Genomic DNA, 13,479 nt, shown 5'->3' with positions numbered 1-13,479 from the left:
TGCCGCATTCGACGGCGCTTCCCGTCATCCCAAGGCGTTGTGGAAACTGAATGCATTCTCTACCTCCCGGCACGCGTCGCCCCAGCGCCTGGCAACTGATCATTCCCTACTGGGTCTCGCGTGACAGCTGGAAGGGCTGGCTGCTCCTGGCCACGCAACTGGCGCTCATGTTCAGCGCGGTCTACGTCGCCGTGTGGTCGAACCAACTCGACGGCGAGGTGGTCGATGCCATGGTCAAGCGTGAATGGGAGGGACTGTGGCAAGTGCTGCTGACCTCGCTGGCCGTGAGCCTGCTGGCGATCGGCGTGTCCCTGCTCTCGGCCTACCTGATCTCCGAGATGCTGCGCTACCAGTGGCGCAGCTGGATGACCCGCTGGTTCATCGAGGCCTGGACGCAACGGCAAGCCTTCTATGCCATCGAGCGCGACGGGCTGGTCGACAACCCCGACCAGCGTATCGCCGAGGATATCGAAACCTTCATCCAACTCACCCTGACCCTGTCACTGGGAACCGTGCGGGTGGTGGTCACCACTATCACCTTCAGCGTCGTGCTCTGGCACCTGTCCGGCACCCTGGAGTTCAGTGTCGCCGGACAGGACTTCGCCATCACCGGCTACATGGTCTACCTGGCCTTCGCCTATGCTCTGGGCAGCCTGCTGGTCTCGCACTATGCAGGACGGCAACTGATCGGGCTGTTCAACCGCCGTCAGAGCGTGGAGGCGAACTTCCGCTACCGCGGCATGCAACTGCGCGAAAATGCGGAGCAGATTGCCTTCTACAACGCGGGCCCGCGCGAATGCCAGCGGCTGCTGGACAGCTTCAGCGACGTCAAGGGCAACTGGCGCGACATCATCGTGCGCACCTGCAAGATGATGCTGGCCCGCGACATCTACGTGCAGACCGGCTCCATCCTGCCGACTCTGGGCGCGCTGCCGCGCTACCTATCCGGGGCCATCAGCCTGGGTGACGTAACGCGTATCACCGGGGCTTTCAACTCGGTCTATCAAAGCCTGTCATTCTTCACCCAGGCCTATGTGGGTTTCGCCGAATGGCTGGCGGTCGGCAACCGCCTGCGCGACCTTTCATCCGCGATCCATCGCAGCGAACAGCCGACGCGCAGCCTCGAGGTGCTGGAGGCGCCACAGGACGGTCTGGACACCACCTCGCTGCGCCTCGAGCGACCCGATGGCGAGGTGATCTCGGCGATCCCGGCGCTGCGCATCGGCGCGGGAGAGCGCTGGCTGATCCGCGGCCCTTCCGGCGCGGGCAAGAGCACACTGCTCAGGGCGATCGCCGGCATCTGGCCCTACGGCCAAGGCACGGTTCGTCTGCCCCGGCACGCAAAGCTGATGTTCCTGCCGCAACGCAGCTACATCCCCCATGACCGCCTCAAGGCAGCGTTGTGCTACCCCGCCGCAGCCGACTCATTCGACGATGCAACCTGCCGCGTGGCGCTACGGGTTGTGCAACTGCCCGAGCTGGCCGACCAGCTGGACGCCAACGTCCACTGGCAACAGCACCTGTCCGGCGGTGAGCAGCAACGCCTCGCGGTAGCCCGCGCACTGTTGCACAAGCCCGACTACCTGTTCCTCGACGAAGCTACCAGCGCCCTAGATGCAGCGACCGAGCAAACCTTGTACGAGGCCCTGCTAGCGCAACTGCCCGGCATCACGCTGATCAGCGTCGCGCACCGCGAAACCTTGGAGGCCTTCCACGACCACACCCTTGAGGTTGTCGCCGCCCCCCTCCTTCCTGACGCCCCGTCCGGCGGGCTCCTCCATTCGATACAACGAGATACCATATGACCTCCCAGATGAGTCAACTGACCCCCGATACGCTGCAAACGACCTTATCCGGCAACCTCGTGCTGCTGGACTTCTGGGCCCACTGGTGTGCGCCTTGCCGAACCTTATCGCCTCACCTCGAGCGCCTGGCCGAACACTATGAGGATCGCCTGAAAGTCGCCAAGATTGATATCGAGGCCTACCCCGAACTGGGCGATCGATTCGCCGCCAGGGGTATCCCCTGCTGGTTCTGATGCGCGACGGGCAGGAACTGGCGCGTCGCACCGGGGTGATGAGCTTTGCCCAGATGCGTGACTGGCTGGCCCGACACGGTGTCGCCACACCGGAGCGAGCCCCCGAAAGCAGCGCCGGTGAAGTCGACGACCGCCTGGGCGGCGCCTTTTATGGCGACGCCGAGCTGAAAGCCTTCCTGTTCGAACGACTGCTGCGCCACGCCGCCGCCGGGCAGATCGTCGAATCGCGTTTTCCTTACTGGTTCGAAGGCCAGGGCACGGTGAGCGCCGCCCTGGTACACAGCGCCAACATCGAGGTGTTCCAGCGGCTGGCCGGCTTGCCGCCCTCCCTGGGCTGCGCCCTGCATTTCGCCGGCCTCAGCCTGGAGGCGGACATCCGCGAGGTGGTGGGCGCGATCCAGCCAGGTACCCGCCTCGAGCACGTAGCCCCAACCTTGCTGCAGGACTGGCTGGCCGACGAGCAGACTCCCTGGCAGGCCTTGCTGCAGAAGCCGGCGCTCGACGACCTGCGCCAACGCTGGTTGCAATTGGCCCGCGACGGCGCCAGCACGCAACAGTGGCACAGCCTGCGCCAGGAGGCACTCGACGCCATCAGCAAAGGCGACCCGTATTGCGCTACCCAGGATGCCTTCCTGCAACTGCTTGCCAACGCCAGCCCGATACCGGACCCCGACAACGGATCTGCCTGGGTCACGGCCCTGTTGCTACATGGCACATTGCTGGTGGTCAGGAGCCTGCAGGTCGAGCAGGGCTGGTCGACCGAGGATATGGCCGTCGAATCCCTGCGCTATGCCTGGTTCAAACAGCGCGAAGAAAAAGAGCCGGACGGGCGTTTCAGCGATGAACGCCTGGCCGAACTGCGCAGCCAATGGGAGCGGGACAATACATCCTGGTTGCGTTTGAACCAGGACTTCATGGAACGCTACCCCATCCTTCGCCGGCCCCATAACAGCCGTCTGCGCGCGAGCCTGACCGCGCAGCTCCAGTCGGCCCCGAAGGCGAGCGCAGCATGAGCGATTCGATTACTCCAGCGATGGGCACCATCCGTACGCCGCTGATACCCCGCCACCAGTTGTTCGCCAACCCAGCACGCGCCGGCATGGCCATAAGCCCCGACGGGCAATGGCTGGCCTGGCTGGAGAACATCACCGGCGTGATGAACATCCACGCCGCACCGCTGGAAGCGCCCGAGCGGAGCCGGCAGTTGACCTACGACAGGCAACGCGGCATCCAGAGTTTCAGTTGGAGCCACATGCCGGGCGTGCTGTTGTTCTCCCAGGATCATCAGGGCGACGAGAACTGGCGCCTGCTCGCCGTCGATGCTGCCAGCGGCGCATGCCGGGATCTCACTCCACCGCTCAAGGGAGCCCGCGCGACGCTGCAAAGCATCAGCCGGGAACGGCCGGGCGAAATGGTGATCACCTGGAACGCGCGCGACCCGCGCTTCCCGGATCTATATCTGGTGTCGCTGGCGCACGGGAACATGACCTTGCTGGAGGAAAACCCAGGGTTCTTCGGCTTCCTGCTCGACGATCACTACCAGGTACAACTGGCCGCACGCAGCCGCGAGGATGGTGGCATGGACTACCTGCGCCGCGACGCTCGACAGCAATGGCAGGCGTGGCGCCAGTTGTCGCCAGACGATGCACGCAACAGCGGCCCCAGCCACTTCAGCGCCGACGGGCGAACGCTGTACTGGCGTGACAGCCAGGGCCGCGACACCGCTGCTCTATTCGCCATAGATTGGCACAGCGGCCACGAGACCCTGCTGGCGAGCGATCCACGCGCCGATATCGGTAACACCCTCAATGATCCGGGCGACTACCGACCGCTCGCCTACGGTGTGACCTACGAGCGCTATCGCCTGAAGGTGCTCGACGAGAGAATCCGCCCCGACCTTGACTACCTCGACAGTCGGATCGACGGCCAGTGGTTCTTGGGTAGCCGCAGCCTGGACGATCGCCTGTGGCTCATCCAGGCATCGTCGGACACCACCCCCGGCAGTGCATGGCTCTACCGGCGCGACGAGCGTTCGCTGACCGTACTGCTGGAGTTACGTCCACAGTTGGCCAAGGTGCAACTGGCCCGTCTGCAACCCACGGTGCTTCACGCCCGCGACGGTCTGCAAATGGTCAGTTACCTGACCCTACCCGGCGAAGCCGACAGCGGTGAACTGAGCAGCCGCTGGCCTCTGCCTTTCGTGCTGCTGGTTCACGGCGGTCCCTGGGCGCGAGACGGTTTCGGCTTCAATGCTTTGCACCAGTGGCTGGCCAACCGCGGCTACGGCGTTCTGAGCGTCAACTTCCGTGGCTCGACGGGGTTCGGCAAGGCCTTCATCAACGCCGCCGATGGCGAATGGGGCGGCAAGATGGACGAAGACCTGGAAGACGCCGTGCAGTGGGCCATCGACCGCGGCATCGCCGACCCGAAACGTCTGGCGATCTTCGGTGGCAGCTATGGGGGTTACGCCGTGCTCTCTGCGCTGAGCCGTTTCCCTGGCCGCTACGCATGCGGCATCGACCTGTTCGGGCCATCCAATCTGGAAACCCTGCTGGCCGCCATTCCAGCCTACTGGGAAGCGGCACGCGCCATGCAATACCGCGCTATCGGCGACCCGCGCACCGAGGCCGGTCGCCGCCACCTTCACGACCGCTCTCCGCTGCACCGCGCGACAGCTATCCGCAGCCCACTGTTGATTGCTCAAGGCGCCAACGACCCGAGGGTAAGGCAAAGTGAATCGGAACAGATGGTACAGGCCTTGCGTGACAACGGCACGGCCGTAACCTATGTGCTCTACCCCGATGAAGGTCATGGTTTCGTCAGGGAAATCAATCGCCTCGATTTCTTCCAGCGCTGCGAAAGCTTCCTCGCTTTGTACCTTGGCGGTCGGCAGGAGGCAGAGGACGCGCCCGCCCCAGGTCCCCGGTAAACTCGGGCTTTAACGGGTACGCTGTGCGCTTCACTATGCGGCCAATGCCGGTCAGTTAAGCGTTCAACGCCCCCCACTTGCGAGGCAGAAGCGAAGCATCGCTTCTTCCGCTGCAGCGTCACGAACCCTGCGAAGGTCTGGGTCGCAGAACGGGCTTGAGCACGGCACCGCCTGCGGCCTTTCTTGCCTGTGGCCTTTTGTGCCACACTCAGCGCCTCTCAGGCCTTGTCATTCAGGATCTATGCACCCTCTGTTGCCCAGCCTCGCCGCAGCCATCTGCTATTTTGGCGCCGCCAGCTACCAAGGCCTGCACCTGACCCGTCGCAGCACACCCAGTAAAGCGGTGCTGGTGCTTCTTGGCGTGATCGCCCTGCTTTTCCATGGCGGCAGTCTGTTCATGCAGATGCACAACAGTGCAGGCCTGACCCTGGACTTCTTCAACACCGCCAGCCTGATCGCCTTCACGGTGATCGCGCTGATCCTGCTGGCCAGCCAACGCATGCCGGTGGACAACCTGCTGCTGTTCCTCTTCCCGCTGGGCGGCCTGACGGTGCTGTGCGCCCAGTTCATGCCCAGCGGCACCACCCAGCCGATCGAGGAAGGCCCCGGCATCCTCGCCCACATCCTGCTGTCGATCGTGGCCTACGGCATGCTGACCATCGCCATGTTCCAGTCGCTGCTGCTGCTGGTCCAGGATCATCAGCTCAAGCACAAGCACCCCTCCGGCCTGATCCGCAACTTCCCGCCGTTGCAGACCATGGAAAGCCTGCTGTTCGGCTTCCTGTGGTGCGGCTGGGCCCTGCTGTCGCTGTCGCTGCTGTCCGGGGCGATCTTCATCGACAACCTGTTCACCCAGCATCTGGTGCACAAGACCATCCTGTCCTGCTTCGCCTGGGTGGTATTCGCCGTGCTGCTGTGGGGTCGCCACCAGCTTGGCTGGCGCGGGCACAAGGCGATCCGCTGGACGCTGGCCGGTTTCTGCCTACTGATGCTGGCATTCTTCGGTAGCAAGCTGGTTCGCGAATTCATCCTTCACATCTGACCGTGGACACGCCCTCCCCCCTGCCACAACTGGCCCTGCTACTCCTGTTACTGGGCAGCGCGACGTTCTTCATCTGCTCGCGCACCGTGCTGTTCAACCTCAATCGCTATCGGCTGCGCCTGCGTGCCCGTCAGGGCCATCGGGCCGCCGCCCGGCTGGTCCGCCTGCTGGATCGCCCACAACGCCTGTCCGCGACCCTGCGCATCGGCACCATCTGCAGCACCATGGCCGCCTCGGTGGCCGCCACCCTGCTTGCGCTGGGCCAGAGGGGTCCCGCCACCCTGGCCATTTCGCCGTTCTTGCTGACCCTGGCCGTCCTGATGCTGGCCCATCCCCTCGGACGCATGCTGGCCATCCTCCCGGCGCCGCTGTTCGCCTACCCGGCGAGCCGCCCGCTGACGCTGGTCAGCGCCGCGCTGTCGCCGCTGACCGAGCTGCTGCTGAGCATCGGCCAGGCACTGCGCAGCAGGATCGGCAAGCCGGCGCCTGAGCAGCACGATGACCTCAGCCTCGACGAGCTGCGCGGCGCGCTGCAGGCCGATGACCTGCCACTGCCCAGCGAACGACGCGCGATGCTGCTGGGCGTGCTCGAGCTGGACCGGGTCAACGTCGACGACATCATGATCCCCCGCCACGAAGTCACCGGCATCGACCTGCACAGCGCCACGCCATTGGCCGAACAGATCCGCAATGCCTCACATACCCGCCTGCCGGTGTACCGCGACAGCCTCAACCAGACCGAGGGCATCCTGCACATGCGGCGCCTGGCAGGCCGTGGCGAACTGAACGAAAGCAGCTTGCTGCTGGCCTGTGACGCGCCCTATTTCGTACCGGAAGGGACGACCCTGGCCACCCAATTGGTGAACTTCCAGCAGCACAAGTACCGCACCGGCATCGTCGTCGACGAATACGGCGAAGCCATGGGCATCGTCACCGTGGAAGACATTCTGGAAGAGATCGTCGGTGACCTGAGCACCGTGGAGACCGCTCACCCGAGCGAATTCCACCCCCTGGGGGACGGCACCTGGTCGATCAAGGGCAGCGCTTACCTGCGCGAAGTGAACCGCAGCCTGGGCTGGAGCCTGCCGGTGGACGGGCCGAAGACCGTCAATGGCCTGGTGACCGAGATACTGGAGAACATCCCGGACAGCGCCGTGTGCCTGCAGGTCGGCCGCTACCGCCTGGAAATCCTCAAGGCCAGCGGCAGCCGGGTTCTCGAGGTAAGGGCCTGGGAGGCCCAGCAGAGGTGAAGCAGCCAGCGATAGCGGTGCTACCACTGGCTATAGTCGGGTGGATGACGCTCTTCTCATCCACCATCGCGATCGCGAAGTGGTGGACTGGCGTTGTGCGATCCATTGTGGGAGCGGGCCACGCCCGCGATTTCGCGCGCATGGCGCGCTCCCACATCATCTGCCTCCCACACAGATGAAGGCTGGACGACGCTTTACCTGCGCGGCCCGCCCCGTGCACTGCTTTACGATCGCAATGGTGGACAAAAGAGCGCTGCCCACCTTGCGTCTGCCGCGCTAACAGCCCTGGCTTTTACAGCTCGACCTTGACCGCTTGCGCCGACCGAAGCGCCTTGGCGCGTGCAGCTTCCAGCGATTCGTCACGGGCCAGGGCAACGCCCATGCGGCGCTGACCACTGACTTCAGGCTTGCCGAACAGGCGCAGCGCGGTATCCGGCTCGCTGAGTGCGCCGCCCAGGTTGCCGAAGCTGACCTGCTGCGACTCGCCCTCGACCAGAATCACCGCCGAGGCCGACGGGCCGAACTGACGGATCGCCGGAATCGGCAAGCCGAGAATGGCCCGGGCATGCAGGGCGAACTCCGACAGATCCTGGGAGATCAGGGTGACCAGGCCGGTGTCATGGGGGCGCGGGGAGATTTCGCAGAACCACACCTGATCGCCTTTGACGAACAGTTCGACGCCGAACAGGCCACGGCCACCGAGGGAACCGGTCACGGCCAGGGCAATGCGCTCGGCCTCGGCACGTGCGGCCGGGCTCATCGCCTGGGGCTGCCATGACTCCTGGTAGTCGCCCTTCTCCTGGCGGTGACCGACTGGCGCACAGAAGGTGGTCCCACCGACATGGCGCACGGTCAGCAGGGTGATTTCGTAATCGAAGTCGATGAACCCTTCGACGATCACCCGGCCCTTGCCGGCACGGCCGCCAGCCTGGGCGTAATCCCAGGCTTTCTGCACGTCATCGGCGCCCTTGAGCACCGACTGGCCCTTGCCCGAGGAACTCATGATCGGCTTGACCACGCAGGGGAAACCGATGGCGCTGACCGCCGCCTGGAACTCCTCGAGGGAGTCGGCGAACTGATACGGCGAAGTCGGCACCCCCAGCTCTTCGGCAGCCAGGCGGCGGATGCCTTCGCGGTTCATGGTCAACTGCGCGGCACGGGCGCTGGGGATCACCGTGTAGCCCTCGTTCTCCAGCTCGACCAGGGTGGCGGTGGCGATCGCCTCGATCTCCGGCACGATGTAATGCGGCTTCTCCAGCTCGATCACCGCGCGCAACGCTGCGCCATCGAGCATGCTGATCACGTGGCTGCGATGCGCCACCTGCATGGCCGGCGCGTTGGCGTAACGGTCGACGGCGATGACTTCGACACCGAGGCGTTGCAGCTCGATCACCACTTCCTTGCCGAGCTCACCCGAGCCACACAGCAACACACGGGTCGCGCTGGGCGACAGGGGGGTTCCGATACGGGGCATAACAGGATCCTTGGGTAGCAGGAGAATTCAGGCGGCGATTTTAATCGCGGCCGGCGCCGACCGCGAACAAAATCGCCGAGAACCCGCAGCCCTTTAGGGTCTGTTGGCGTTTCAGCGTGCTTTCAACCGGCCAGGGCTGCTGCGCAGCAGATCTGCTGACAGGTTCCGATGCCGTCGAACGGCCAGGCAGCGCAAGGCGCTGGAGCGCGCAAGGGTGGCCTATTATTGATCCCGCGAATTGCCGTGGATCAACGCGACAAGGTCACGGCTCGACTACGCTCAAGGTGGATGCCGTCGCTGCATCGTCGACACTCGCAGTGGCGCGGCTCCTGGCACGTAACGCTTGCAGAGGAGGCATCGCCATGGACGCGTTTCATATCATGATCGTGCTGTTGATCAGCGGTTTTCTGCTGCTGGGAATCGGCTTCAACAATCGCGAACAGGAATGGGGCATCTGGCTGACCGGCCTGGGCGCACTGTCGATGTTCGCGCCGCTGTTCTTCAAGGTGTTCATCGAATTCGGCTGAGGCGTGCCGTTTCCAACCCGGGCGACCCCGATCAGCCACCGGCCTGCCAGCGCCGCGCGGATGCCTGGTCGCTCTCCCGTCCTTCGACCCAGCGCGGGCCGTCGGCGGTGTCCTCTTTCTTCCAGAACGGCGCCTGGGTCTTCAGGTAGTCCATGATGAACTCGCAGGCCTGGAATGCCGCCTGCCGGTGGGCACTGGCCACGCCGACGAAGACGATCGGCTCGCCCGGCTCCAGCCGACCGACCCGGTGAATCACCTCGACGCCCAGCAACGGCCAGCGCGCGCGCGCCTGGGCTTCGATACCGACCAGGGCCTTTTCCGTCATGCCGGGGAAATGCTCGAGAAACATCCCCGCCACGTCGCGGCCATCGTTGAAATCACGTACGTAGCCCACGAAACAGGCCACCGCACCGACACCGGTATTGGCCGCATGCACGGCATTGGTCTCCAGCCCCGGATCGAAAACCACCTGCTGTACGCGAATGCCCATCTCAGCCTCCGGTAACCGTGGGGAAGAACGCCACCGCATCGCCATCGGTCAGCGGTTCGCTCAGCGCGCAGAGCTCTTCATTGCGCGCGCACATCAGTCCGCGCTCGGCGAGCACTTCCCACACCCCACCGCGCGCCAGCAGGTGCTGACGCAGCTCATCAAGGGTGGCAAAGCCGGGTTGCAGCTGCTCGGTGTCCAGGCCGAGGGTTTCGCGATAACGGGCGAAGTACTGCACGCTGATCATCGCGCGTCCTCATCCGCCAGGAAGTGGCCGCTCTTGCCGCCGACCTTCTCCAGCAGGCGCACCTGCTCGATGAGCATGCCGCGGTCCACGGCCTTGCACATGTCGTAGAGGGTCAGCGCGGCGACGCTGGCAGCGGTGAGCGCTTCCATTTCCACCCCGGTCTGGCCGCTGAGTTTGCAGCGCGCGCGAATCAGCACGGCGTCAACGCCGTCGGCCTGCAGCTCGACCTTGACGCTGGTCAGCATCAGCGGGTGGCACAGCGGAATCAGATCCGAGGTTTTCTTCGCCGCCTGGATACCGGCGATACGCGCCACGGCGAAGACGTCGCCCTTGGGGTGTTCGCCATCGACGATCATCTGCAAGGTCTCGGCACGCATGCGCACGCGCGCCTCGGCCACGGCTTCGCGAACGGTCGCTGCCTTGTCGCTGACGTCCACCATGTTGGCGCGCCCCTGGGAGTCGAGATGGGTCAGCACGGGCAATCTCCAATTCACTGAGGCGGGAATTGTAGGCCCAGCGACCGCCCCTGCAAACCCACCGGCAGGTGGCGCCGGCAGTCAACAGGTGAGAGCATGGCGGCCCCGCGCCCCACCGAGATGCGACCATGCCCAGCCCGCGCCTGACCAACCCTGCCCTCGCCGAGATAGAGGAGCATCTGGCACAGCCGCTGAGCGAACAACCGTCAGCCCGGCGCATCGTTCAGTTCGACCGGCGCGCGGCCTACGACGGGGCCATGCTGGCCCGACTCGACACCCTGTGCGAACGCCATGGGGAGCGGCTCGAGGTGCGTTTCTACTCGCACGAGCCAGGCGAAGGCTTCGACGCCAGCGTTCTTCAGCACCTGCCACAGGTTCGTTCGCTGACCCTCGATTGCTTGCGCCAGACCCATGGCCTGCAGGCGGCACTGGGCAACCTGGCGCACCTCGAGGCGTTCGCGCTGCAGGTCGAGCACGGCGACTTTCCCGGCCTGCTGGCCCTGCCCAACCTGGCCCGCCTGCGCACCTTGCGGGTCTCGCAGGATCGCGGCCCGGTGCTGGATCTGGCGCCCCTGGCCGGCCTGGGGCAGTTGCATACTCTGGCGCTCAGCGCCCAGAGCCACCATCTCCAGGCTCTGGCCGGGCATCCCGGTCTCGAGCGCCTGTACCTGCATCGCCAACCGCACGGGACGCCGCTGGACGTGGCCAATCACCTGCCGGCCCTGGTGTTTCTCTCGGTCAGCTTCGGCAGCCGAGAGGCCATGCCGGAATTGCGACATCAGGGGCTGCGCGAGCTGGAAATCATACGGGTGCGCGGGCTCAAAGACCTGCAGCTGGAGCACTTCCCGGGCCTGCGGGCACTCTGGGTCGAAGATCAGGCACAACTGGGCCGGCTCGACCTCGAGGGTGCCCCCGAACTGCACGGCCTGCTGCTGAGTACCTGCAAGTCCCTGGCGCAGTTGCATGGGCTGGCGGCGTCACGCCTGGCCGATCTGCGCCTGCGCACGGTCCCGGCGCTCGACCTGCTCGCGCTGGTGGAAAACCAGCTGCCGGCTTCGCTATGCACCCTGGAGGCCTGGACGGGCAAGCGCAAGCTGGATATCCAGTTGCAGGAGATCCAGCAGCGCAAGAACCTGCCGCGCCCCGGCCAACCGTTCTGGCCCGTCTGAGCGCACGCACCACGACTCGGGGCGTGCGCCACGGCGGTTACATGTGGCTTTCCGCGTATTCGGCGAGTATCGAGCGTGGCACGCCCTGCAGGGTGATGTGCACACCATGCTCGAAGCCCTTGAACCGCTCGGTGAGGTAGGTCAGGCCTGAACTGGGTGCCGACAGATAGGGCGTGTCGATCTGCGCCAGGTTGCCCAGGCAGATCACCTTGGAGCCACTGCCGGCGCGGGTGATGATGGTCTTCATCTGGTGCGGGGTGAGGTTCTGGCACTCGTCGATTAGGATCAGGCTCTGCTGGAAGCTGCGTCCACGGATGTAGTTCAGGGATTTGAACTGCAAGGGCACCTTCTGCAGGATGTAGTCGACGCTGCCATGGGTGTTCTCGTCGTCCATGTGCAGGGCTTCGAGGTTGTCGGTGATGGCACCCAGCCAGGGCTCCATCTTCTCGGCCTCGGTACCGGGCAGGAAGCCGATCTCCTGATCCAGCCCCTGCACCGATCGGGTGGCGATGATGCGTCGGTAGCGCTTGCTGACCATGGTCTGCTCGATGGCCGCCGCCAGGGCCAGAATGGTCTTGCCCGAACCGGCGGCGCCGGTCAGGTTGACCAGGTGGATGTCGGGGTCGAGCAGTGCATAGAGCGCCAGCGCCTGATAGATGTCCCGCGGCTTGAGCCCCCAGGCCTCCTGGTGCAGCAGCGGCTCCTGATGCAGGTCGAGAATCAGCAGTTCGCCGCCCTCGGCCTCCTTGACCCAGCCGACGAAGCCCTGCTCGTCGATGATGAACTCGTTGACGTTGACCCCCGGCAACTCTTCGCTCAACTGCACGCGGTGCCAGGTACGGCCATGGCCCTGCCGGGTGTCGACCTTGGCGACACGGTCCCAGAAGGCGCCCTCGACGTTGTGATAGCCCTTGGAGAGCAGCGAGATGTCGTCGACCAACTGGTCGGTGTGATAGTCCTCGGAGTCCAGGCCGCAACCACGCGCCTTCAGGCGCATGTTGATGTCCTTGGTCACCAGCACCACCGAGGTGCCCGGCCGGCGTGACTTCAGTTCGACCAGTTGGTTGATGATCTTGTTGTCGTTGAGGTCTTCCGGCAACCAGGTGACAGGCGCCGCACTCTTGCTCATGAGAATCGACAGGAAGCCACGCGGTTCGCCCTTGCCACGCTGGATCGGTACGCCGTGCTCGACTTCCTCGGGGCTGGCGCCGTCGAGGATCTTGTCGATCAGACGAATCGCCTGCCGGCATTCGGCGGCCACTCCCTGCTTGCCGGTTTTCAGCTTGTCGAGTTCCTCCAGCACGGTCATCGGAATGGCGACGTGGTGCTCCTCGAAATTGAGCAGCGCGTTGGGGTCGTGAATCAGGACATTGGTGTCGAGGGCGTACAAGGTTGGGGCGGTGGGCTTGATGCGTCCGTGGTCATCCATACTCGTCACCTCTTGTCGGATCCAGCGACGGAATGCCAGGACGGCGCTCCGCCACACAGGGCCACCGACTCCCCGCCCGGGCGGAGAGGTGCAAACGGATGAGGGCCGGGGGCCGCCACCTGTCTGCAGGGTTCGGCGGTCTTTCAAGGCGTTGCCTGCAGCGACGGATCATCATGATCGACTCGCGGCAGGCCACAGTTCGTTGATACTCCAAAAAATGTGACAGGAAAACGATCTTTTCAGATTTTTGAAGTTTATTTTTCGGTTAGACGAATGACCCTTGGCGACCGCCCAGCCCGCCGCTAAAGTCCGGAGTCGGACGCCCCCGTGGCGCAGCGCCGAAGCGTTTCCGGACGCAGCGCTGCTGATGGTGCCGAATCGGCTAGAATCGACGCTCCGCTGAAGGAGACG

The 13,479-nt window shown here is 64.8% G+C and carries 13 protein-coding genes; 8 read left to right on the top strand and 5 right to left on the bottom strand.

What is annotated here, in order from left to right; translation table 11 throughout:
• Nucleotides 1–50 precede the first annotated feature (50 nt).
• The 6 genes from BLR94_RS13730 (at nucleotide 51) to BLR94_RS13705 (ending at nucleotide 7,259) form a co-directional block, all read left to right on the top strand.
• A complete protein-coding gene (locus tag BLR94_RS13730) occupies nucleotides 51–1,805 on the top strand; it encodes an ABC transporter ATP-binding protein/permease (protein WP_084306320.1) in 1,755 nt (584 codons plus the stop codon).
• Complete coding sequence (locus BLR94_RS13725) at nucleotides 1,802–2,038, top strand: thioredoxin family protein (protein ID WP_084306319.1); 237 nt, start codon at nucleotides 1,802–1,804, stop codon at nucleotides 2,036–2,038. Before BLR94_RS13730 ends, BLR94_RS13725 begins: the two co-directional genes overlap by 4 nt.
• Entirely contained in the window at nucleotides 2,038–3,051 is a 1,014-nt protein-coding gene (locus BLR94_RS13720) for a hypothetical protein (RefSeq protein ID WP_084306318.1), read from the top strand. Before BLR94_RS13725 ends, BLR94_RS13720 begins: the two co-directional genes overlap by 1 nt.
• Nucleotides 3,048–4,967 carry a S9 family peptidase gene (locus tag BLR94_RS13715; RefSeq protein WP_208601347.1) on the top strand — a complete coding sequence of 640 codons (1,920 nt, stop codon included), beginning with the start codon at nucleotides 3,048–3,050 and terminating at the stop codon, nucleotides 4,965–4,967. Before BLR94_RS13720 ends, BLR94_RS13715 begins: the two co-directional genes overlap by 4 nt.
• Before the next feature lie 241 nt (nucleotides 4,968–5,208).
• The gene (locus BLR94_RS13710; protein ID WP_084306316.1) at nucleotides 5,209–6,009 is read left to right on the top strand and encodes a cytochrome C assembly family protein; all 801 of its coding nucleotides are present in this window, start codon (nucleotides 5,209–5,211) and stop codon (nucleotides 6,007–6,009) included.
• 2 nt (nucleotides 6,010–6,011) lie between these two features.
• Nucleotides 6,012–7,259 (top strand): HlyC/CorC family transporter, encoded by a 1,248-nt coding sequence (locus BLR94_RS13705; RefSeq protein ID WP_084306315.1) that lies wholly within the window; start codon nucleotides 6,012–6,014, stop codon nucleotides 7,257–7,259.
• A 292-nt stretch (nucleotides 7,260–7,551) separates the two neighbouring features.
• Here BLR94_RS13705 and purT read toward each other — a convergent pair whose 3' ends face one another.
• The gene (purT, locus tag BLR94_RS13700; RefSeq protein ID WP_084306314.1) at nucleotides 7,552–8,733 is read right to left on the bottom strand and encodes a formate-dependent phosphoribosylglycinamide formyltransferase; all 1,182 of its coding nucleotides are present in this window, start codon (nucleotides 8,731–8,733) and stop codon (nucleotides 7,552–7,554) included.
• Nucleotides 8,734–9,095: 362 nt separating this feature from the next.
• Here purT and BLR94_RS27520 point away from each other — a divergent pair, with 362 nt between their 5' ends.
• The gene (locus BLR94_RS27520) at nucleotides 9,096–9,260 is read left to right on the top strand and encodes a hypothetical protein (RefSeq protein WP_013790147.1); all 165 of its coding nucleotides are present in this window, start codon (nucleotides 9,096–9,098) and stop codon (nucleotides 9,258–9,260) included.
• Between the two features lie 31 nt (nucleotides 9,261–9,291).
• On the opposite strand, the gene moaE is transcribed toward BLR94_RS27520, so the two are convergent.
• The 3 genes from moaE to moaC are packed head-to-tail and all read right to left on the bottom strand — an operon-like array spanning nucleotide 9,292 to nucleotide 10,470.
• Nucleotides 9,292–9,750, bottom strand: a complete 459-nt coding sequence (moaE, locus tag BLR94_RS13695) for a molybdopterin synthase catalytic subunit MoaE (RefSeq protein ID WP_084306313.1) — start codon at nucleotides 9,748–9,750, stop codon at nucleotides 9,292–9,294.
• A gap of 1 nt (nucleotide 9,751) precedes the next feature.
• Nucleotides 9,752–9,994: a MoaD/ThiS family protein gene (locus BLR94_RS13690; RefSeq protein ID WP_084306312.1), complete on the bottom strand. Its 243-nt coding sequence runs from the start codon at nucleotides 9,992–9,994 to the stop codon at nucleotides 9,752–9,754.
• Complete coding sequence (gene moaC, locus BLR94_RS13685; RefSeq protein WP_084306311.1) at nucleotides 9,991–10,470, bottom strand: cyclic pyranopterin monophosphate synthase MoaC; 480 nt, start codon at nucleotides 10,468–10,470, stop codon at nucleotides 9,991–9,993. Before moaC ends, BLR94_RS13690 begins: the two co-directional genes overlap by 4 nt.
• Before the next feature lie 128 nt (nucleotides 10,471–10,598).
• Here moaC and BLR94_RS13680 point away from each other — a divergent pair, with 128 nt between their 5' ends.
• On the top strand, nucleotides 10,599–11,639 hold the full coding sequence (locus BLR94_RS13680) for a hypothetical protein (protein ID WP_084306310.1): 1,041 nt from the start codon (nucleotides 10,599–10,601) through the stop codon (nucleotides 11,637–11,639).
• Between the two features lie 37 nt (nucleotides 11,640–11,676).
• Here the strand turns inward: BLR94_RS13680 and BLR94_RS13675 are convergent, their stop codons facing one another.
• Nucleotides 11,677–13,068: a PhoH family protein gene (locus BLR94_RS13675; RefSeq protein WP_084306309.1), complete on the bottom strand. Its 1,392-nt coding sequence runs from the start codon at nucleotides 13,066–13,068 to the stop codon at nucleotides 11,677–11,679.
• Nucleotides 13,069–13,479: the final 411 nt, after the last annotated feature.

The sequence above is a fragment of the Phytopseudomonas flavescens genome (assembly GCF_900100535.1).
Classification (GTDB): domain Bacteria; phylum Pseudomonadota; class Gammaproteobacteria; order Pseudomonadales; family Pseudomonadaceae; genus Aquipseudomonas; species Aquipseudomonas flavescens.
The sequence above is the reverse complement of the archived record's forward strand: the minus strand, read 5'-3'. Positions and strand labels throughout refer to the sequence as shown.